Genomic DNA, 20011 nt, shown 5'->3' on the forward strand with positions numbered 1-20011 from the left:
AATGTAAGACTGTCAAATGACACGGGTCATTTGATATGAGGCAGAGGTAAAATATGGACGGTTTTATTCAGCCCCATGCTTTCCTGTTTGCCATATAAGTGCTTTTTCGAAAGCAATATTGTTCATCCACGAAGAGTAGATATTATGGCTATTGATATGTTTCTGAAGGTCGAGGGTGTTACGGGCGAATCTAAAGATTCTAACCACACCGGCTGGACTGATATTACCTCCTTCTCCTGGGGCGCTTCCCAGCCAGGTAATATGAGCGTTGGCGGTGGCGGCGGTGCCGGTAAAGTTAACTTTAACGACCTGCACGTTAACGCGCTGATCGACAAATCCACCACCGCTATCCTGAAACACTGCGCCAGCGGTAAACACCTGACTAAAGTTGAACTGTCCGTTTGTAAAGCGGGCGGCCAGCAGGTGGAATACTCCCGCATCACGCTGGAAGATGTGCTGGTGACCTCTGTTCAGTACACTGGTGCAGACAACGGCGATACCGTTGGTGTGACCTACGCATTCCAGGCTGCGAAAGTGAAACAGCAGTACTGGGAGCAGACCACGTCGGGTGGTAAAGGTGCTGAAAGCAGCGCTGGCTGGAACATCAAAGAGAACAAAGAAGCGTAATTGCGTATGTGGCCGGGGAGTTTTCCCCGGTCATTATGGTTGCTTCACTATTCGGCGTGTATTTGCGATGGAAAGAGCGTTAACGTTAATACCCATTGTATTATCATGTAGCGCCTGCATATCCCACCCTGCTCAGTTTCAGAGTTTAACTGTTAAGGTGGAAAAAAATGCCCCCTGTTTTGGCGTTTCGAATGACACTGAACCAGATGAGGCTGTGTTAGTTTATGAACCCTCGATATCTCGACGTGTAGGTAACGAATGGGAAAGCATCTTCTCTCCAGGAGCATTTCCTTCCAGCCGCTTTTTGAAATCTGAAGAGTGCCTACGCTGGGATAAAGTAGACTGGCAGTCAGGGGAGTATGATGTGGTTTTACAATCGAGAAATCACAATACTATTTTTCGATATGCTACTCGCTTTATTCTAAGTGTAAGTTCCAGAGGCGAATTATCGCTGGCTAGAATAGAATAGAAGCGTTTTCAAATGTTGATGTCTTTAAGGAAGTGTCAACCTTTGGATATTAATACAACTCCGCTTTTATTTAAATGGGTATGCTTATTTGTGAGCGCTTTTGCAAAAATCAAAGGGAATGAATATGGCTAACCAATCATTAGTTAATCCGGGATATTGTATTGTTCAGCAACCCGGAACCCTAGATTTCCAGACAAGGCTTTTATTCAACGATCCAAATAGTGATGCTGCGCGTTATTTCATGAAGGTTAATAGTGATGTGCAGTGGTCAAAACCTGGGCAGATGTTGATTCTTGGTGCACCGGGAAGTAATAATTCTGTGCAGCTTAAGCAATTACAGCTTGCTAAAAAGAAAGTCAATGGTGCTCTGGCCGATCTTAACTCTGGAGAAGCGAATTTCTTTAATCAACATTTTAGTACCATTGCTGCTGTCACTAATTTTATGGATAAGTCCCTTGGTGTCGTTGCTGATGCAGGCGAAAAATATTTTAGCGAAATAGAAAAAAATCTTAAATCCATTGAGTTGGCTTACCAGAATCAGTACAGAGCACAAGGGACATTGATAAGCCAACAGTTTTTTGTTGAGCGTCAGCGCCTCTTTTCTGAGTTGGATGGTTTATTGAACAAATTGTCCCGACTGACCTTAAAGATGAAACCCTATAACGAATTGAAGCATGCATTAGGCTTGTCAAGCAGATCCATTGTACATGAATGGAGTACAGCCGGAGTCGCTTCTATTCGTGGTTATTCAACTTATATCGATAATGCCTCTAAGGCTGCTCGTTTTCTTAAAGCGGGAGGGTGGCTTGCAATAGGTTTTGCAGGTGCAAATACCACTAATGAAGTTTACAATGCCTGCACCGCGGGACGAGAGCAGAGTTGCTCTAAAGTCGCTGTGAAAAAATACAGCAGCTTTGGTGCAAGCCTGGCAGGGGGTATTTACGGTGGTAAATACGGAGCCATGGCAGGTGCTGGTGTATGCGTTGCGCTTGGTGTTGCGACGGGGGGCGCAGGACTGCTCGCTTGCTCCATTGTCGGGGCTGCTGCAGGAGGATACGTTGGTGGCGAGATAGCGGGCGGAGCGACTGAGTATATGATGGATAAAATATGGTGAATATAGAGAACTTACTATTACTACTTATCGTGGTTTTATTGCTGATTGTTGTAATTATGGACCTGCGCAGTTCTCGTTATTTCAAAAAACACGAGGCTGATTATAATCAGTTACTTTCAGACTATCGGCACAAGGGATATGATCTGGATCTTGTAACCGACTATGCTTCTTTTTTTGGTTCTCTGGCCAATTATCAAAAAATAATTTGGTTTGTTCGCCTTTATAAAGGCGTTAAAATGAAATTTACGCGTGAACGGCTTGTTCAGGAAGATGCTTATAAATATGTACAGTCGTTACCAGAAGAAAAAATTGGTTGGATACTAAAGTTACATCGCCGTTATAAGTTACAGGCGTTAATATTCACTCTATGGCTCATTGTTGGATTATATTTTATCATCTTCATTAAATAGTTTTGATATTCAATTTCTCAAACGCCGCCGTTCTCGCTCCGAGAGCGGCAGCGTTTGAGCGCTAATCATACCAGCAGGAATACGCCATGCGATTCACGATTATTTCTACGAAACCCGGTCATCAGCCGCCGCAAAGCAGCTGTGATTTTTACGCCCCGGGCGGCACCATTGGGCGCGGTACGGATAACAATCTGGTGTTGCCGGACAATGACCGCACCATCTCTCGTCTGCAGGCGATTGTTCACGTTGACGCTCAGGGCGAATGCCGCGTCACCAACCGCGGCAGCGTCACCCGTGTGGTATTAAATGACATTCCGCTGGAGCGGGGACGTCAGGTTGAGCTGCAGGATGGTGATATTCTCGGTATTGATGACTACCGTATTGAAGTGACCGAACTGATCCACGATACACAGCCCGTGAGCCGCATGGCGGCCAGCCTGCACCAGCAGGCGCGTCCGACGGTCGCTCCTGCGCCAGCGCAGCAGCCGAAACCGGCGAGCGCCGCACCGCGCGGGAAAACCGAGCCGACCGCCGTGCCAACGGAGATCTGGGATAGCCTGATGCAGGAGTTCTCCATCTCCGACAGCATCTCCAGCAACCGTACAAAACCGCAGCCTGCTGCATCGCACGATCCGTTCTCCCAGCCTGCGGCTCCGGAGCGAAACGCCGAAGATCCGCTGGCGATGTTCAACGACAGCGATCCAAAGCTTGAGCGTAAACATGTTGATCCGGATACGCTGTTCAGCGATGAAGCGTTGTTCAAAAAAGAGAGTATTTTTGACGACGTCACCCCGTCAACCCTGGTGCCGCCGGGCGAGACGAGCCCCGTTAAGCCAGAAGAAGAGGCAACCGATGAGCTCGATCCGCTGGCCCTGTTTGGCGGTAAGTCCAGCGCGCCAGCCGCGCGCAATGACGACCCGCTCGGGCTGATGGGCGGCGCGCCGTTAACCCATCCGGATGACATTATCAACGAGAAGCCTGCCCCCGTGCCGGAACCTGAGCAGGAAGAGGATGTCCTGGCCGATTCCCCGCTGTTCGCCCCTGAGCCGCAGGAAGAACCGCGTGCTGAAGAAGAACCCGCGCGACCGGATTACGCGGGCTTCACCATGCCTACGCCGCAGGCCGTTGCGCGCAGCAGCGCGCAGGCCCCGAAGGGCCGCCTGCGCATCGACCCGGTCAATAACGCCGCCTCGCCAGCCGCCACGGCAAACAGCGGTGAGAAGGGCGAAGTGCTGCAGGGCGAGCTGCTGGAAGCGCTGCTGGAGGGGATGGGGCTCAGTGAAATGCAGCCCGTTCCGCAGTTTGACCGTGAAAATATGCGTCAGCTGGGGCAGATCCTCGGTATGTTCTCTCAGGGGACAGTGGCGCTGCTCTCCTCGCGCTCTATCCTCAAGCGCGGCGTAAAAGCCGACATGACCATGGTGCTCGACGATGCCAACAACCCGTTCAAGCTGTTGCCGACCGGCAAAACCGTGTTAATCCAAATGTTCGGCACCCCGATGCCGGGCTTTATGCCGCCGACCAAATCCGTGCGCGACGCGCTGATCGATCTGCAGGCGCACCAGCTGGGTATGATCTCCGGCATCCGCGCCATCATTGCCGCGATGCTGCAGTCCTTTAACCCGGAGCAGCTGGAAGAGCAGGCGAAGCAGAACGGTATGACCTCGCGTCTGGCGCTGCCGGGCAGCCGCAAAGCCGCCCTGTGGGACTACTTTGTTCGCAGCTATGGCGAGACGGCGGGCGAGATTGAGGACGACTTCCACACCCTGTTCGGCGAGGCCTTCCTTCATGCCTATGACATGGAGGTCAATCAGTACAAAGACTCACAGAGCGGATCGGAAGACAAATGAATATCGCAACGGCTTCTCTCTCCCGCCAGGGGACGCGCGCCAGCAACCAGGATCAGACGGGAGAAACCATAGGGAAACGTTCAGCCTGCTTTGTCGTCTGCGACGGCATCGCGGGGCTGCCGGGCGGCGAGGTGGCCGCAGCGCTGGCCCGCAACAGCATTATCTCCCGCTTCGATGGCGACAAACATCTTAATGCGCAGCATATTCGTGACTACGTGCAGACGGCGAATCGCACCATTCTCAGCGAACAGCAGGCCGTTCAGGACTATCGCCGGATGGGCACGACGCTGGTCAGCCTGTTCATTGACCGTGATTACGGGCTGGCCTACTGGGCCCATGCCGGAGACAGCCGCCTGTACCTGTTCCGCCGCGGATGGCTGTGGCATGTGACCACTGACCACAGCCTGGTGCAGCAGATGAAAGATGCCGGGCACCAGACCGACAACCTGAACAGTAATCTGCTCTATCTGGCGCTCGGGATTGAAAACGGCGGGCCGGAAGCGAGCTACAGCGACGTGGTGCAGGTTGAAGACGGCGATGCATTCTTACTCTGCACCGACGGATTCTGGCACGGCGTCAGCGAAGAGCAAATGAAGCAGTCGCTGCACATGGTGAATACGCCGCAGGAGTGGCTGACCTTAATGAACCAAATCATTCAAAAGAATGGCGAGCAGGAGGGGAATGCTCAGGATAACTATACTGCCCTGGCGGTATGGATGGGCAACCCTCAGGACACCACTTTGCTGCACACCCTCTCTGACGCAGCACAATTTCTTCCCTGCGGAACTGATTAGACACACAAGGAACGATATGAAACTTTGGCTATCGGGTTTGGCACTTCTGGCGGCGACCTCCACCGCGCAGGCTGAAAATTTCCGCATCGTGCAGTCTCCTGCGCAGAAGCTGGATATCTGGATCGACAACATCAAAGACAACACGCCGCAGAGCTGGTGTAAGCCTGAGGTGGCGCTGCGTATTGTGGCGAACGGCAAGAAAGACGTCTCCGTGCTGGAGAACTTTGTGCCGCGTCTTGGCTCACTGCTGGAACACCAGTGCAGCAAAGTGAATAAACTCAGCTGGATGCTCAACGATCCGGCGGGTACCACGCTGGCGCAGGGCACGGCTGGCAAAGCGCAGGACTGGGCGCTGGTGGTGAAACAGGAGCAGGCCGCGTCTGCCGCGACCGTCACCGCTACCCCAGCCAGCGGCGCGTTACTGCCGCCCGATCAGAACGTGGCTTCCCGCACCGTTGCCGCCGACCGTACGCCGTGGCAGGAGTTTACGCTTCAGGACGGCTGCCACCTGCGCACCTTCTGGGAAGGGGGCGCTTCTGCACCGGCGCTCTTTATTCCGGATTCTGACACCACCCGCTGCGGGAACGGCAGCTGGCTGAGCGGACACACCGTTGTGTCGCAGTCCCGCAACGGCGGGCAGAAAGAGATGGCGGTGACATACATTCATGGCTTCCCGGTCACCGGGCTGAATCAAAGCGCCGACCCGGAAAACGCGCTGATCACCTCCGTCAACAAAGAGCGCATGGTATTCAGCACTCCAAACAGCGACCAGAGCTGGATGATCCTGCCTTACGACAACGCCCTGAACAGCTGGAAGAGCAACGGCACGGTCGCGGTGGAGATTTCCCGTGAAACCGCCAGCGATGATGCAAAACTGCAGGCGCGTATCGCGGCGGTGAAAAAAACCTGGAGCGCCTGGGTGGCACCCGGCACTCCGCTGAATATCGTTCTGATTGACACCCTGCGTCCTCAGCTGCGCGATCCGGCCGTCGGCGCATGGCGCGCGGCAAATTAAGGAATGGCAATGAATACGCTCTATCAACACCTGGCGGGTGAGTCGCTTAACGATGCGCTCGCACGTCTGGAAGCAGAAATCAAAGCCCGTCCGGCAGATGCCGACCTCCGCGCCGCGTTCGTGCAGTTTTTAACCCTTAGCGGCAACTGGACGCGTGCCCTGACCCAGCTAAAAAGCTGGCTGGCGCTGAAGCCGCAGGCTAAGCCCACCGTCACGCTGCTGGAGCAGTCCATTCAGGGCGAGCTGCAGCGCGCGCAGGTGATGGCGGGACAGGCGCGTCCGGCGATGCCTGAAACCCAGTGGCCGTGGCTGACCACCCTTGCCGCGGCGCTGAGCGAGGAGGGCGAGCGCGCGCAGGCGCTGCGTCTGGAAGCCCTTGAACAGGCGCAGGCAAACCCTGGTAGTGTCACCCTTGAAAACGACGAGACGCAGGCCTTTGACTGGCTGATGGACGGCGATGCCCGTCTCGGCCCGGTGTGCGAAACCATCGTCAACGGCCGCTATTTCTGGCTGCCGTTTAACGCCATCGCGGAGATCCGTTTCCAGGCGCCTGCCAGCGTCACCGATCTGGTCTGGCGTCACGCGCTGGTGCGCCTGACCGACGGAACGGAGCAGGTGTGTCAGATCCCGGCGCGCTATCCTTTTGCGGCCGATGCTTCCGATGCGGTCAAACTGGGGCGCACCACCGACTGGCACCCGCTCGATACTGACGGCACGCTGTATGAAGGCCAGGGCCAGAAGGCCTGGCTGAGCGAGCAAAGCGAAAGCCCGCTGCTGTCCTTGAGCCTCGTGACGTTCGCGACGGATGGAGCCGATGAGTAATCCCGCTGGCGAAGGCGATCTGCTGCGCAGCGGCTGGCAAGCCCGCAGCAAGCAGGAAAAGGTGGGGGCGCGCGACAAAATGCAGCCCTCGCTGCTCGATCGCCTCACCGATAACGATCCGGAAAAAAAACGCGAGTCGGCCAACAGCAATCTGATCACCCACGCCGCCCTGCGTCGCAATGTGCTGCGGGATCTGCAGTGGCTGTTTAATACCATCAACCACGATGCCTCCGGTGATTTGAGCGCGTTACCGCACGTGAGCCGCTCGGTGGTTAACTTCGGCGTCGCGCCGCTGGCCGGGAAAAGAATGTCGGACATCGAATGGCACGACATTCAGCGCAAGCTCACCGAGGCCATCATTAATTTTGAACCACGCATTTTGCCGCAGGGGCTGCAGGTCCGCTGCGTGTCGGATACCTCCTCGCTGGATCTGCACAACGTGCTCTCCATCGAGATAAAAGGGCGTTTATGGTGTGTGCCGTACCCGCTGGAGTTTCTGTTTCGTACCGATGTCGATCTGGAAAACGGCCATTTTGAACTGAAAGATGCGGGGTAATCATGGAAAGTAAACTGCTCGAATACTACAACCGTGAGCTGGCCTACCTGCGCGAAATGGGGGCCGAGTTTGCCGAACGCTACCCTAAAGTCGCCGGACGGCTGGGCATGCGCGGCATCGACGTGGCGGACCCGTATACCGAACGCCTGATGGAAGGGTTCGCCTTCCTGACCTCCCGCGTGCAGATGAAAATGGACGCGGAGTTTCCGCGCTTCTCCCAGCGTCTGCTGGAGATGATTGCGCCGAACTATCTTGCGCCCACGCCGTCGATGGCGATTGCGGAGATTCAGCCCGACAGCAGCCGGGGCGACCTGAGCAAGGGATTCATTGTGCCGCGCGGTACCATGATGGACAGCCTGGCGCTGAAAAAAACCGGCGTGACCTGCAGCTATACCACGGCGCACGAGGTCAACCTGCTGCCGCTGAAAATCGACAAGGTCGAGTTGGGCGGTGTCCCCGCCGATTTGCCGCTCGCACAGCTGGGTCTGAGTCAGCGGGGGATCGGCAGCGCCCTGCGGATCCGCATCGCCTGCGACGGCCCGCAAAATCTCGGGCACCTGGATTTCGACCGTCTGGAATTTTTCCTCGCCGGTCCGGATATCGAGGCGCTGAAGCTGCTGGAGCTGGTGATGGAGCACCACGCCGGGATCGTCTGTCAGACGGTCAGCCCGCAGCCGCAGCGACAGCTGCTGGCGTCGGACGCGCTGCGTCAGGAGGGCTTTGAGCCTGACCAGGCGCTGCTTCCGGACGATCTGCGCAACTTTGACGGCTATCGTCTGCTGCAGGAGTATTTCGCCTTTCCGGCCCGTTTCCGCTTCATTAGCCTCAGCGGCTTGAGCACGCTGATCCAGCGCTGTGAAGGCGAAAAAGCCTTCGACATCTTCATCCTGCTGGATAAGTCGGATGAACAACTGGAGCGCGTGGTCGATGCCAGCCACCTGGCGCTGCACTGCACCCCGGTCATCAACCTGTTCCCAAAGGTCGCGGCGCGTCAGAAGCTGAATGAAGGCCAACATGAATACCATCTGGTGGTCGATAACATCCGTCCGCTGGATTATGAGATTTACGCGGTCAAAAAAATCTATGGCAGCGCGGATGGTCAGCGCGATGACAAGACGTTTCGCCCGTTCTGGAGTACCTGGAGCGGTGATGCGGGCAACTACGGAGCCTATTTTTCCCTGCGCCGTGAACAGCGCGTGCTGTCCGAGCATGCCCTGCGCTACGGCACCCGTACCGGCTATATCGGCTCGGAGGTCTTTGTCTCGCTGGTGGATGAACAGCACGCACCCTGGCAGGAAAACCTGCGCTATATCTCTGCCGAGGTGCTCTGCACCAGCCGCGACCTGCCGCTGATGCTGCAGCAGGAGCTCGGGCAGTTCATTATGGCGGACTCCATGCCGGTGAAATCCCTCACGCTGCGTAAAGGCCCGACGCCACCGCGTCCGGCGCTGGCGGAAGGGTTCAGCACCTGGCGGCTTATCAGCCAGCTGCAGATGAACTACCTCAGCCTGATGGACAGTGACAATGAGGAGGGGGCTGCCGCGCTGCGCCAGCTGTTAGGGCTGTACGCCAACCTGGCCGAAACGCCCGTGGCGCGTCAGGTGGAAGGCGTTCGTCACTGCGTGCTGGAGCCGGTTCACCGCCGCGTGCCTGAACCCGGCCCGGTGGTGTTCGCCCGCGGGATCGGCATTACACTGACGGTGGATGAGCGAGCCTTTTCGGGGGCCAGTCCGTGGCTCTTCGGCAGCGTGATGGAGCGTCTTTTTGCCCGTCTGGTCTCTATCAACAGCTTTACGGAGTTCTCCCTGAAAAGTCAGCAGCGCGGCGAGATTGGCTACTGGGCGCCGCGCATGGGTAAAAGGGCGCTGATATGAGTGACGCCGCCACTGCACCGCTGCGCGTGCATCGCCTGACGAAGCTGCCGGATGCGTTCTGGCACGGCGTCCGTGAGACGCCCTGGCGCTACGATCTGTTTCAGCTGTTAAGGCGCATTGATGCCCAGGGCGGCGAGCGCTACCCGCTGGGCCGCGCGCCGCTGCCAAAATTTGAACCGCTGCGCATCGGCCAGCAGCCGTCGATGAGTTTTGCCCCGTCGACGCTGGCCAGGGTGCGTCAGCGGGAAGAGAGCGGGCTGCATGAGGTGTCTATCCTCAGCTTCGGCCTGTTTGGCCCGAACGGTCCGCTGCCGGTCCACATGACCGAGTACGCCCGCGAGCGTATTTATCATCATCAGGACACCAGCCTGAGCGCGTTTGCCGATCTGTTCCACCATCGTCTGGCGCTGCTGTTTTACCGCGCCTGGGCGGATGCGCAGCCGACCGTCTCGCTGGACCGCGCCGATAACAAGCGCTTTGAGGGCTATCTGGCGTCGCTGATTGGTATGGGCCAGCCGGGTCAGATGGACAACGGCAGCCTGAGCTCACACGCGCGCTTTACCCACGCCGGGCACCTGACCCGTCACGGGCGGGATCCGGAGGGGCTGGAGAAGATCCTGCGCAGCTATTTTAAGGCGCCGGTCAAACTGGTCAGCAACGTGCCGCAGTGGATGCCGCTCTCCACGCGCGAGCAGGCGCAACTGGGAGCAGGACGCCGCATGCCGCGCATGGGTGAATCCGCCTTTCTCGGCGTCGCCGTCCGCGACGTGCAGCATAAGTTTCGCATCGAGATTGGCCCGCTGAGCGCGGAGGAGTACAACCGCTTTCTGCCGGGTGAAGCGTGGGTCACCGAGCTGCGCGACTGGGTGCGTCAGTACGCTGGAGTGGAGTTTGAGTGGGAAACGCGGGTGATCCTGCGGGCAGACGCGGTGCAGGGCGCCACGCTCGGCAGTCATGCGCGATTAGGCTATAACACCTGGCTGGGCCTTCAGCCGCAGCCTGTCCCGCGCGGCGATCTGGTGTATCGCGCAGAGCGGTAATCCTTCCGTATACCGAATCATTGTTAATGGAAACTAACATGTCAGAAATTAGCCGTGCCGTGCTTTTCGGCAAACTGGATACGCTGTTATTTACCTCTCTGGAAAGCGCCACTGCGTTCTGCAAGCTGCGCGGCAACCCCTATGTTGAGCTGGTGCACTGGCTGCATCAGCTGATGCAGCAGCAGGATGGCGATCTGCAGCAGGTCATCCGCCACTTTGCCCTTGATGAACAGCAGCTGACGCGCGATATCGTTGCCGCGCTGGATGTGCTCCCGCGCGGGGCGAGTTCCGTTTCCGATCTCTCCGAGCATATCGACAGCGCCGTGGAGCGCGCCTGGGTCTTCGGCTCGCTGAAGTTTGGCGTCAGCCGCATTCGCGGCGGCCATTTGCTGATCGGCATGCTGAAAACCTGGAATCTGGCCAACGTGCTGAAAAGCATTTCGGCGCAGTTTACCCGCCTTAACGTCGAGGTATTGATTGAGCAGTTCGATACCATCTGCGCCAACAGTAAAGAGACGCAGCAGGCCGCTGCTGCCGTCGATGCACCGGCGGGTGCGGTACCGGCTGCGCAGGGGACGCTGGCCCAGTACGGTCAGGACCTGACCGCCCGTGCCCGCGACGGGAAGATTGACCCGGTTGTCGGGCGCGACGAGGAGATCCGCCAGATGGTCGATATCCTGATGCGCCGTCGTCAGAACAACCCGCTGCTGACCGGGGAAGCCGGGGTCGGCAAAACGGCGGTGGTGGAAGGTCTGGCGCTGCGTATCGCCGACGGCGACGTGCCGGAGCCGCTGCAGAACATTCAGCTGTGGCTGCTGGATATCGGCATGCTGCAGGCCGGTGCAGGCATGAAAGGCGAGTTTGAAGCCCGTCTGCAGGCGCTCATTAATGAAGTCCAGTCCAGCGCCACGCCGATCATTCTGTTTATCGATGAGATCCACACCCTGATTGGCGCAGGCGGCCAGCAGGGGACCGGCGATGCGGCGAACCTGCTGAAGCCAGCTCTGGCGCGCGGCCAGCTGCGCACCATCGGGGCCACCACTTGGGCAGAATACAAAAAGTACATTGAGAAAGATCCGGCGCTGACCCGTCGTTTCCAGACGGTGCAGGTACACGAGCCGGACGAAGCGAAAGCCATTCTGATGCTGCGCAGCACCGTGTCGCCGTTGGAGACGCATCACCAGGTGTTGCTGCTCGACGAAGCGGTCAGCGCGGCGGTAAAGCTGTCGCATCGCTACATTCCGGCGCGTCAGTTGCCGGACAAAGCCGTTGCGCTGCTCGATACCGCCTGCGCCCGCGTCGCGGTCAGCCAGAGCGCGCCGCCGGCGCAGCTGGAAGACTGCCTGCGCCATCTTGCCGCGCTGGATGTGGAAATTGAGATTGCCGAACGCGAAGCGCGCGTGGGGGCCGGTGATGCCGAGCGCGTCACGGCATTACGCGCCGAACGAGACGCGTATGAGACAAAACGCGCAGCCCTGGCCGAGCGCTGGGAAGAAGAACGCAGCCTGGTGCAGGAGATTATCCGCCTGCGCGCCGCGTTGTTCGCGGCGGGCGAGGAAGATACCGCTGAGCTGCGCGGCCAGCTGGCGGAACAGCAGCTAGCGCTGAACGCCTTACAGGGTGACGAGCCGCTGCTCTTTGCCGCGGTGGATGAAAACGTGGTTGCTGCGGTGGTCTCTGACTGGACCGGGATCCCGCTGGGCCGGATGGTGAAAAACGAGATCGACGCGGTACTCAACCTTGCCGACACGCTAAACCAGCGCGTTATCGGCCAGCGTCACGGTCTGGATCTGATTGCCCGCCGTGTGAAAACCTCGCGGGCGAAGCTGGACGACCCGAACAAGCCGGTGGGCGTCTTTATGCTGTGCGGCCCATCCGGGGTCGGTAAAACCGAAACCGCGCTGGCGCTCGCCGAATCCCTGTACGGCGGCGAGCAGAACGTCATCACCATCAACATGAGCGAGTTCCAGGAAGCGCACACCGTCTCCACCTTAAAAGGTGCGCCTCCAGGGTACGTAGGGTATGGTGAAGGCGGGGTATTAACCGAGGCCGTCCGCCGCCGTCCATACAGCGTCGTGCTGCTGGACGAAATTGAGAAAGCGCACCCGGACGTCCACGAGATCTTCTTCCAGGTCTTTGATAAAGGCTGGATGGAGGACGGCGAGGGGCGCCATATTGATTTCCGCAACACCATTATTATTCTGACGTCTAACGTCGGCACCGAGCTGATTAGCGCCATGTGCGCCGATCCGGAGTTGATGCCGGAGCCGGACGCGTTAAGCGGTGCCCTGCGCCAGCCGCTGCTGGAGGTCTTCCCGCCCGCGCTGCTGGGCCGCCTGCTGGTGGTGCCGTATTACCCGCTCAGCGACGAGATGCTGGGGCAGATTGTTCGCCTGCAGCTCAGGCGCATTCAGCGTCGTCTGGAAGAGAATCACAGCATTATTTCTGAGTTTGACGACAGCGTGGTGGAACAAATTGTTCAGCGCTGTACCGAGGTGGAGTCCGGCGGCCGCATGGTGGACGCTATTCTGACTAACACCCTGCTGCCTCAGATGAGCCAGATATTACTTACCGCCAGCCGCAGCGACGAGCAGTACCGACGTCTGCACGTCACCTGCGAGCAGGGCGAGTTTCACTGTCAGTTTGCCGCGTAATAATCATCAAGAGAACTGTAAAAGATGACGGATAATGATAACAATCGGACTGTCCCAAACGCGCTCCCGGTCGGGTACCGCTTCAACGAGTTTGAAATCAAAGAGGTGATCGGCGGCGGCGGTTTTGGCATTGTCTATCGCGCGTGGGATCACCAGCTCGAACGCACTATCGCTATCAAAGAATTTATGCCTTCCTCGCTCGCCGTACGCGGCGAGGACATGACCCTGGTGTTGCGCAGCGAGCGCTTTGGCAAAGCGTTCTCCGCGGGCCTGAACAGCTTCATTCAGGAAGCGCGTCTGCTGGCGCGCTTTAACCACCCGAACCTGCTGCACGTCCTGCGCTTCTGGGTGCAAAACGACACGGCCTACATGGGGACGCTGTTTTACAGCGGCACCACGCTGTCACGCCTGCGTGAAGAAAAGCCGGAGCTGATCAACGAAGCCTGGATCCGCCGCACGCTGCCGATGCTGTTCGGTGCGATCAAGACCATCCACGACGAAGGCTACCTGCACCGCGATATCTCTCTGGATAACATCCAGATTCAGGATAACGGCCTGCCGGTGCTGCTCGATTTCGGCTCCGCGCGCCGCACGATTGGTAACCTATCCGACGAAACAGAAACCATGCTGCGTCCGGGCTTTGCGCCGATTGAGCAGTACACCGACGACAACGAAAGCGAGCAGGGCCCGTGGACGGATATTTACGCCCTCGGCGCCGTGCTGCGTACCCTGATTGTGGGTTCTCCGCCGCCGGTCAGCGTGGTGCGCTCTATTCAGGATACCTGCAAACCGCTGGTGGAAATCATGCCGCAGGGCTATTCCATTCCACTGCTGCAGGCCATTGACCGCGCGCTGGCGCTGCACATGGAGGATCGTCCGCAGTCCATCGACGAGTTCGCCGCGCTGATTGAGATGCCGGTCGCGGGTATCAACGATGTGCTGACGGCGAAAAAGCCCGGCACGATGTTGGTACCGGTGGAGGAGGAACAACCTGCTTCGCTGCTCGACTGGCGTCGCTATAGGATCCCGGGCATGGTTGCCGCAGGCGTGCTGGTCGGCGTTGTCGCTGGCGCGATGCTGTTTAGCGGCGGCAAAGATACGCCAGAGCAGGCTGCGCAGGCACCGGCAGAGACGCGTCCAACCGAAACCGCCGCGAACGCCCCAGACGTGAAGCCAGAAACGGCGAAGGTGAGCGAACCGGCGACGGCACAGCAGACGCCACCGCCTGTCGCGAGCCCTGTTGCGTTGGTCTATATCCGCATCCTCGACGGCGAAACGCTGAAAGTAAACGGCGAGCCAAAAGCGCTGCGCCCGGGAACCAACGGTTATGCATCGCTCAAGCTGCCGGCCGGTGAGGCGAAGATTGAACTGCAGGGCAACGGAAGAACGCGTGGCCAGACGCTGGATATTGCCAAGCCGGGCACCTGGCTGGTGAATCCGTAGGAATATAAACAGGAGATACTATGGAAGTGTACAATCTTCGAAGCCAGAGGCTTCACATCCAAAGGAATGTGAGAAGGTTGTCTCTCCTGTTTATGCGTTTTGAATTTAACCCTAATCTGGAGAGTTGAGTTGAAGCCAACATGTGCCTCCCCATTTTTGTAAATAATAATATCGGGCGTACACAAAACAACCTCGCTCATTTAAATAGCAATCTATGGTATTTCTGGGGAAGCATGGATCTTCTCGCAATGTTACTTTATTGCGTGAATTCAGTTCGCCACGACAGAATTCCATTCATTTCTGATGCAAAAGCGTTTGGTGATTCGTTGCATTATTATGCAGGTGATGGTTTCAGCATTTTGGTCATGCTTTTTTTTGTGCTTGACTTACTTTTATTACTCTCTTTGTTTACTTCGGCCTGGTTATTCTTCAAGCGAAAGATTGGAGCGGTTAAATTTGCCCTTGCTCAGGAATTATTTCGCTTGATTTCATTCAGATGTTCGGTCTCATTGTTCCCTCTTTTAGTAAGTATGTTTGATATTTCAAACATCTGGTTGAATGTAGGTTTATTTGTCACATCAGAGTCACTGAAAATCTACTCTCTTGTTTTTTGGATGATCAAGAGGGAAAAGCCCCTTTCTTGAATGACGCTTTATCACAGATGCGAACTTTAGTGGAAAGACATACCGCGGGATGAACAGCCTACCTTCGCACATATTGGAAGGATATACTCCGGGCAAAACTGTTATCGATCCCGTCTTTCTTAGTACTGATGTTAATCGAGGCTTCAGCGGTCCTATCCAAATGCGTATTGAAGGTTTTTCCGGTAGGAAAATTGACTTCCTTTCAGAGTTCAATGCAACAGAGACTGAAGTGCTGTTTAAGCCGAATACATCGTTTGAGGTTATCAGCAGGTCAGATGAACTTGGGATAACGAATATAGAATTAAAGGAAATACCATGATCGACCTTCATTCCGAAGACTCAGTAATCAATCATTATGCTGATCGCTATCATACATACATGCCAGTTAATGTCCGTAAGGCAATAAGAAGCAACAGTATTGATAATTTGAGTTCTTCACAAGTCTGGGATGCAACTTTACCTTTAATTACGACTAAAGATGTTTCACGTGATAAAGCGCTTGGGGCGTTTGTGGGATTGGCTGTTGGGGACGCCGTCGGCACCACTCTTGAGTTTAAGAAAAGAGACAGTGAACATGTAGCAGATATGATTGGTGGCGGGCCTTTTCAATTAAAACCTGGTGAATGGACAGATGATACGTCCATGGCATTATGTCTGGCAGAGACTTATCTTTCAGAAAACAGAATGCACACCGATGTGCTTAGAAAATATCTCCTGAAATGGTATCTTGACGGAGATAATAGCAGTAATGGTCGGTGCTTCGATATCGGGAATACGACGCGGTTCGCGCTTGAACAGTATATGCGTGTGGGACCTTCCTGGTATGGTAATACAGAGAAACATACTGCTGGTAATGCTGGGGTTATTCGTCAAGCACCTGTGTCTATCTTTCGTCGAAAATCGCTGCGTGCGATTTACTTCGAATCACAGGCTCAGAGTCGAGCAACGCATGGCGCGGTAGAATCAATTAACGCATGTCAATTTCTCGGATTGGTATTGCACTATTTAATCAACGGTTATCAAAAAGAAGAAGCTTTTTCGCCTCATGTTTTCCCACTGTGCGCGCGTGTAATGATCATAAACGCGGGTGAGTATAAGCAAAAAACTCGCGACCAGATTCGTTCAAGTGGTTACGTTATTGATACGCTTGAGGCCGCGATGTGGTCCGTATGGAATACGAATAATTTCCGTGATGCAATTCTACTGGCCGCCAATCTTGCCGATGACGCTGACAGCGTTGCGGCGACGGCGGGACAAATAGCTGGAGCATTATATGGTTATTCCGGTATTCCGCAGGAGTGGAAAAACAAACTCGTACAGCACGAACGTATCGCCAAAATGGCAGGTGAACTGTTCGATAGAGCTCCAGAGGATAATTTCTTATAATTATATTAGTCATATGGCACGGGTATTGTACCGTGCCTCTTTCTTTGTCTGTCCCTAATGGTTTGTTAGTTAAAAGCGTCCCGGCGTCTCAAAAATTGGACAATACACATTCTTCGAGAAGAGAAGATGTGGTGACCATGGTTTGTGGATAAAGAAAATTATATTGAGTTGGGTTGAATTAATGGCGTCACTGATATTGTCAATCAGCGGTTCGGGCCAATTTTACGCCTGGTAGCAAAATCTCTCGCCGCGTTAAGCTGTATCTTGTTTTTTTATGGTATTTGGTTTGGAAAAGAAGTGTGATGCGAAGTGAGATGACGACACGACAATGCCTGGAGAACAACCTGTATAAATGTGGTACGTTATGATTCAATGGCTTTTCTTTATTCTCTTTATGATTTGGACACTAGCGCTTATCTGGAATGGAAAAGACTTATTCAGTAAAAAACAGTGGTTCCTTGCTGGGTTGATGTTCGTTCTGGTGCTAGTGGTTACGGTTGTTATTGGTTTTACGTTGAAATGGCTCGCGCAGTCAATGTCATTATTCTCCGTCGCAACGGCGAAACAATATTCGATTATCTTTTCCATGTCTTTCCTGTGCGTATGGGGACTAAAAGTTACCGTTGTGCTGCTCTGCACGATCTTTTCCGGGATTATAAGGGGGCACAAAAAATACAATGCTGAAAATTATGAAGCGATATCGTCTATAACACGCGTCGTTGCGCCTGGCTTACTTATCGTTGTTAAAAGCGTAGTTTCCCTGGGTAGCGTCCTTATGTTTTCAGGTTTATGGCTTAAATAAGCACGATATTAAATAAAAATATCTCAATCAATACTGAGATTAGTCCATAGTGGAATAAAGATTATGCTCAACCGAATTACCGTTCAGCTCCCGGTGGAGGGGCTTCTGTTCTGGAAACTGACGGGCCGCGAGGCGATGTCCGAGTCGTTCGCGCTGACGCTGACCGTGCTCGGCACGGACGCGCGCATTGACCGCAGTAAGCTGCTGGGCCAGCCGGTCACGGTGACCATCCCGACGCAGAGCCTGCTGACGTCCCGCTATATTAACGGCAAGATTACCCGCGTGGCGGTCAGCGCCGTTGAGCTGACGGGCACCCGCTATGCGGTGTACCAGCTGACGGTGGAGCCGGACCTGTGGCCGATGAAGCGCGACCGTAACCTGCGTATCTTCCAGGGGCAGACGGTGCCGCAGATTGTGAAAACCCTGCTGGGTGAGCATCAGGTCAACGTTGAGGACAAACTCACCGGCAGCTACCGGGTGTGGGACTACTGCGTGCAGTATCAGGAGTCGAGCCTGGACTTCGTCAGCCGCCTGATGGAGCTGGAGGGGATTGCCTATCACTTCCGCCATGAGGCGGACAAGCACACCCTGGTGCTCACCGACGCCGCCACGCAGTACCAGCCGTTCAGCGGCTATGAGGTCATTCCTTACCACCAGACGCCGTCGGGCGGCAGTACGGACGAAGAGGGCATCAGCCAGTGGGCGCTGGAGGACAGCGTGACGCCGGGGATTTACAGCCTCGACGACTATGACTTCCGCAAGCCGAACGCGTGGCTGTTCCAGGCCCAGCAGAACCCGGCGTCGCCGAAGCCGGGCAGCATCGACGTGTACGACTGGCCGGGTCGCTTTGTGGACAAGGGGCACGGGGAGTTTTATGCCCGCATCCGTCAGGAGCGCTGGCAGGTGGAGCATCAGCAGATTCAGGCCACCGCGACGGCGGCGGGGATTGCGCCCGGTCACACCTTCACCTTAACCAACGCGCCGTTCTTCAGCGACAACGGGGAGTATCTGGTGACGGCGGCGGGCTACCACTTCGAAGAGAACCGCTACGCCAGCGGCGAGGGGGAAACCATACACCGGACCGATTTCACGGTCATCCCGTCGGCGGTGGTGTACCGTCCGGCGCAGACCACGGCGTGGCCGCGCACCTACGGCCCGCAGACGGCGAAAGTGGTGGGGCCGAGCGGGGAAAGTATCTGGACGGACAAATACGGTCGGGTGAAGGTGAAGTTCCACTGGGACCGGCTGGCGAAGGGCGATGACACCAGCTCCTGCTGGGTGCGCGTGTCGAGCGCGTGGGCGGGCCAGGGCTACGGCGGGGTGCAAATCCCGCGCGTCGGCGATGAGGTGGTGGTGGACTTTATCAACGGGGACCCGGACCGTCCGATCATTACCGGTCGCGTGTACAACGACGCGAGCATGCCGCCATGGGCGCTGCCGGCAGCGGCGACGCAGATGGGCTTTATGAGCCGCACGAAAGACGGTTCCGTGGACAATGCCAATGCCCTGCGGTTTGAGGATAAAGCGGGCGCAGAACAGGTATGGATCCAGGCCGAGCGTAACATGGACACCAGCGTTAAAAATGATGAAACGCACAGCGTCGGCGGCGAGCGCAGCCATTACGTTAAGAAAAATGAACTGCATCGCGTGGAAGCGAACCAGACTCAGGCCGTGAAAGGTGGCACCGAGATCCTGACGGGGAAAGGCAAGCTGGATGCGGCGGTGGAGCAGTACGTCATTGCTTCCGGGACGAAGCTGCGGCTGGTCTCAGGGGAAAGCGCCATTGAGCTGAATGCTAACGGCAAGATTAACCTCATCGGCAAAGAGTTTAACTTCTTCGTGGAAGGGGATGGGTATATCACCACGGGCGGTAAGCTGCACCTGAATACCTCTGGCACCAAGCCGGGCACGACGGCACCGGGGGCGGGACATAAAGGGGATATTGATGCGGCGGTGCAGGCGAAGTTTACGCCAAAAGATGAGTAAGGCCGGTGCGGTGCTTATCGCATTATTAACGACGGGAATGGCTAAAGGAGACGCGCAGAAAAAGGATCTCTGGATGTTTATTTCCGGGATGAGTGCATCGCTTAAGACGTTATCCGTTACAACCCTTAGTAATGCGCCGTTATCGTTTAAAATGACCAGGCAAAATGAATATATCAATTTCTACAATGCCGACGATATCAAACTCGCTGATGGAACGAACATAACCGCAATTGGGTTACGTTTAAGCAAAGATAACGACGGCATGGCGCCTTTACTGAATTTTTCACCCTTCTCAGGTCAATGCATAACGCTTGATACCGTTAAAAAGCATTATCCGCAGCTGACGTTAACTGATTATCCACGAGGCCGCTCGGAGAACGAAGTGACCAGCTATACAGTCCGAAAAGATATGAATGGACAAAAGGTGAGCTTCAGTTTCACCGTGAAAAATCCTCACTGTCTGGGTTCAGTCGTCATTAGCGCAGACTAAGAAATACTGCACTCATGTCCTGGCGGTTTCTTCAG

The 20011-nt window shown here is 55.8% G+C and carries 17 protein-coding genes; all 17 read left to right on the plus strand.

Annotated elements, in window-relative coordinates; all coding sequences use genetic code 11:
* Positions 1 to 144: 144 nt before the first annotated feature.
* The 17 genes from BFG58_RS01210 to BFG58_RS01295 all read left to right on the plus strand — a co-directional run bounded on the left by BFG58_RS01210 (position 145) and on the right by BFG58_RS01295 (position 19976).
* The gene (locus BFG58_RS01210) at positions 145 to 627 is read left to right on the plus strand and encodes a type VI secretion system tube protein Hcp (RefSeq protein WP_008502640.1); all 483 of its coding nucleotides are present in this window, start codon (positions 145 to 147) and stop codon (positions 625 to 627) included.
* Between the two features lie 593 nt (positions 628 to 1220).
* Positions 1221 to 2210, plus strand: a complete 990-nt coding sequence (locus BFG58_RS01215; protein ID WP_069719021.1) for a hypothetical protein — start codon at positions 1221 to 1223, stop codon at positions 2208 to 2210.
* Positions 2204 to 2620 carry a hypothetical protein gene (locus tag BFG58_RS01220; protein WP_083261442.1) on the plus strand — a complete coding sequence of 139 codons (417 nt, stop codon included), beginning with the start codon at positions 2204 to 2206 and terminating at the stop codon, positions 2618 to 2620. The genes BFG58_RS01215 and BFG58_RS01220 overlap by 7 nt, the downstream gene beginning before the upstream one ends.
* An 86-nt stretch (positions 2621 to 2706) precedes the next feature.
* Positions 2707 to 4470 carry a type VI secretion system-associated FHA domain protein TagH gene (tagH, locus tag BFG58_RS01225; protein WP_069719022.1) on the plus strand — a complete coding sequence of 588 codons (1764 nt, stop codon included), beginning with the start codon at positions 2707 to 2709 and terminating at the stop codon, positions 4468 to 4470.
* Positions 4467 to 5264 carry a PP2C family serine/threonine-protein phosphatase gene (locus BFG58_RS01230; RefSeq protein WP_069719023.1) on the plus strand — a complete coding sequence of 266 codons (798 nt, stop codon included), beginning with the start codon at positions 4467 to 4469 and terminating at the stop codon, positions 5262 to 5264. The genes tagH and BFG58_RS01230 overlap by 4 nt, the downstream gene beginning before the upstream one ends.
* Positions 5265 to 5280: 16 nt before the next feature.
* The gene (locus tag BFG58_RS01235; RefSeq protein WP_069719024.1) at positions 5281 to 6279 is read left to right on the plus strand and encodes a hypothetical protein; all 999 of its coding nucleotides are present in this window, start codon (positions 5281 to 5283) and stop codon (positions 6277 to 6279) included.
* Between the two features lie 9 nt (positions 6280 to 6288).
* Complete coding sequence (locus tag BFG58_RS01240) at positions 6289 to 7101, plus strand: type VI secretion system accessory protein TagJ (RefSeq protein WP_069719025.1); 813 nt, start codon at positions 6289 to 6291, stop codon at positions 7099 to 7101.
* Positions 7094 to 7657 carry a type VI secretion system baseplate subunit TssE gene (tssE, locus tag BFG58_RS01245; RefSeq protein WP_024909842.1) on the plus strand — a complete coding sequence of 188 codons (564 nt, stop codon included), beginning with the start codon at positions 7094 to 7096 and terminating at the stop codon, positions 7655 to 7657. Before BFG58_RS01240 ends, tssE begins: the two co-directional genes overlap by 8 nt.
* Before the next feature lie 2 nt (positions 7658 to 7659).
* Positions 7660 to 9531 carry a type VI secretion system baseplate subunit TssF gene (gene tssF, locus BFG58_RS01250; RefSeq protein ID WP_069719026.1) on the plus strand — a complete coding sequence of 624 codons (1872 nt, stop codon included), beginning with the start codon at positions 7660 to 7662 and terminating at the stop codon, positions 9529 to 9531.
* Positions 9528 to 10571: a type VI secretion system baseplate subunit TssG gene (tssG, locus tag BFG58_RS01255; protein WP_069719027.1), complete on the plus strand. Its 1044-nt coding sequence runs from the start codon at positions 9528 to 9530 to the stop codon at positions 10569 to 10571. The genes tssF and tssG overlap by 4 nt, the downstream gene beginning before the upstream one ends.
* A gap of 38 nt (positions 10572 to 10609) precedes the next feature.
* Entirely contained in the window at positions 10610 to 13225 is a 2616-nt protein-coding gene (tssH, locus tag BFG58_RS01260) for a type VI secretion system ATPase TssH (protein ID WP_069719028.1), read from the plus strand.
* A gap of 24 nt (positions 13226 to 13249) precedes the next feature.
* The gene (locus BFG58_RS01265) at positions 13250 to 14668 is read left to right on the plus strand and encodes a serine/threonine-protein kinase (protein WP_069719029.1); all 1419 of its coding nucleotides are present in this window, start codon (positions 13250 to 13252) and stop codon (positions 14666 to 14668) included.
* A gap of 233 nt (positions 14669 to 14901) precedes the next feature.
* Entirely contained in the window at positions 14902 to 15312 is a 411-nt protein-coding gene (locus BFG58_RS01270) for a hypothetical protein (RefSeq protein ID WP_223539133.1), read from the plus strand.
* A 315-nt stretch (positions 15313 to 15627) separates the two neighbouring features.
* On the plus strand, positions 15628 to 16698 hold the full coding sequence (tri1, locus tag BFG58_RS01280) for an ADP-ribosylarginine hydrolase Tri1 (protein WP_069719031.1): 1071 nt from the start codon (positions 15628 to 15630) through the stop codon (positions 16696 to 16698).
* A 364-nt stretch (positions 16699 to 17062) separates the two neighbouring features.
* Entirely contained in the window at positions 17063 to 17500 is a 438-nt protein-coding gene (locus BFG58_RS01285; protein WP_244940610.1) for a hypothetical protein, read from the plus strand.
* A 63-nt stretch (positions 17501 to 17563) separates the two neighbouring features.
* Positions 17564 to 19486 (plus strand): type VI secretion system Vgr family protein, encoded by a 1923-nt coding sequence (locus BFG58_RS01290; protein ID WP_069719033.1) that lies wholly within the window; start codon positions 17564 to 17566, stop codon positions 19484 to 19486.
* Positions 19479 to 19976 carry a hypothetical protein gene (locus BFG58_RS01295; RefSeq protein ID WP_254665181.1) on the plus strand — a complete coding sequence of 166 codons (498 nt, stop codon included), beginning with the start codon at positions 19479 to 19481 and terminating at the stop codon, positions 19974 to 19976. Before BFG58_RS01290 ends, BFG58_RS01295 begins: the two co-directional genes overlap by 8 nt.
* Positions 19977 to 20011 lie beyond the last annotated feature (35 nt).

This window comes from Enterobacter sp. ku-bf2 (assembly GCF_001742765.1).
GTDB lineage: Bacteria > Pseudomonadota > Gammaproteobacteria > Enterobacterales > Enterobacteriaceae > Enterobacter > Enterobacter quasiroggenkampii.

What these genes read in the sequence shown, in the direction of transcription:
- BFG58_RS01210 (WP_008502640.1), top strand. Translation starts at nt 145, where the DNA reads ATGGCTATTGATATGTTTCTGAAGGTCGAGGGTGTTACGGGCGAATCT.
- BFG58_RS01215 (WP_069719021.1), top strand. Translation starts at nt 1,221, where the DNA reads ATGGCTAACCAATCATTAGTTAATCCGGGATATTGTATTGTTCAGCAA.
- BFG58_RS01220 (WP_083261442.1), top strand. Translation starts at nt 2,204, where the DNA reads ATGGTGAATATAGAGAACTTACTATTACTACTTATCGTGGTTTTATTG.
- tagH (WP_069719022.1), top strand. Translation starts at nt 2,707, where the DNA reads ATGCGATTCACGATTATTTCTACGAAACCCGGTCATCAGCCGCCGCAA.
- BFG58_RS01230 (WP_069719023.1), top strand. Translation starts at nt 4,467, where the DNA reads ATGAATATCGCAACGGCTTCTCTCTCCCGCCAGGGGACGCGCGCCAGC.
- BFG58_RS01235 (WP_069719024.1), top strand. Translation starts at nt 5,281, where the DNA reads ATGAAACTTTGGCTATCGGGTTTGGCACTTCTGGCGGCGACCTCCACC.
- BFG58_RS01240 (WP_069719025.1), top strand. Translation starts at nt 6,289, where the DNA reads ATGAATACGCTCTATCAACACCTGGCGGGTGAGTCGCTTAACGATGCG.
- tssE (WP_024909842.1), top strand. Translation starts at nt 7,094, where the DNA reads ATGAGTAATCCCGCTGGCGAAGGCGATCTGCTGCGCAGCGGCTGGCAA.
- tssF (WP_069719026.1), top strand. Translation starts at nt 7,660, where the DNA reads ATGGAAAGTAAACTGCTCGAATACTACAACCGTGAGCTGGCCTACCTG.
- tssG (WP_069719027.1), top strand. Translation starts at nt 9,528, where the DNA reads ATGAGTGACGCCGCCACTGCACCGCTGCGCGTGCATCGCCTGACGAAG.
- tssH (WP_069719028.1), top strand. Translation starts at nt 10,610, where the DNA reads ATGTCAGAAATTAGCCGTGCCGTGCTTTTCGGCAAACTGGATACGCTG.
- BFG58_RS01265 (WP_069719029.1), top strand. Translation starts at nt 13,250, where the DNA reads ATGACGGATAATGATAACAATCGGACTGTCCCAAACGCGCTCCCGGTC.
- BFG58_RS01270 (WP_223539133.1), top strand. Translation starts at nt 14,902, where the DNA reads ATGGATCTTCTCGCAATGTTACTTTATTGCGTGAATTCAGTTCGCCAC.
- tri1 (WP_069719031.1), top strand. Translation starts at nt 15,628, where the DNA reads ATGATCGACCTTCATTCCGAAGACTCAGTAATCAATCATTATGCTGAT.
- BFG58_RS01285 (WP_244940610.1), top strand. Translation starts at nt 17,063, where the DNA reads ATGATTCAATGGCTTTTCTTTATTCTCTTTATGATTTGGACACTAGCG.
- BFG58_RS01290 (WP_069719033.1), top strand. Translation starts at nt 17,564, where the DNA reads ATGCTCAACCGAATTACCGTTCAGCTCCCGGTGGAGGGGCTTCTGTTC.
- BFG58_RS01295 (WP_254665181.1), top strand. Translation starts at nt 19,479, where the DNA reads ATGAGTAAGGCCGGTGCGGTGCTTATCGCATTATTAACGACGGGAATG.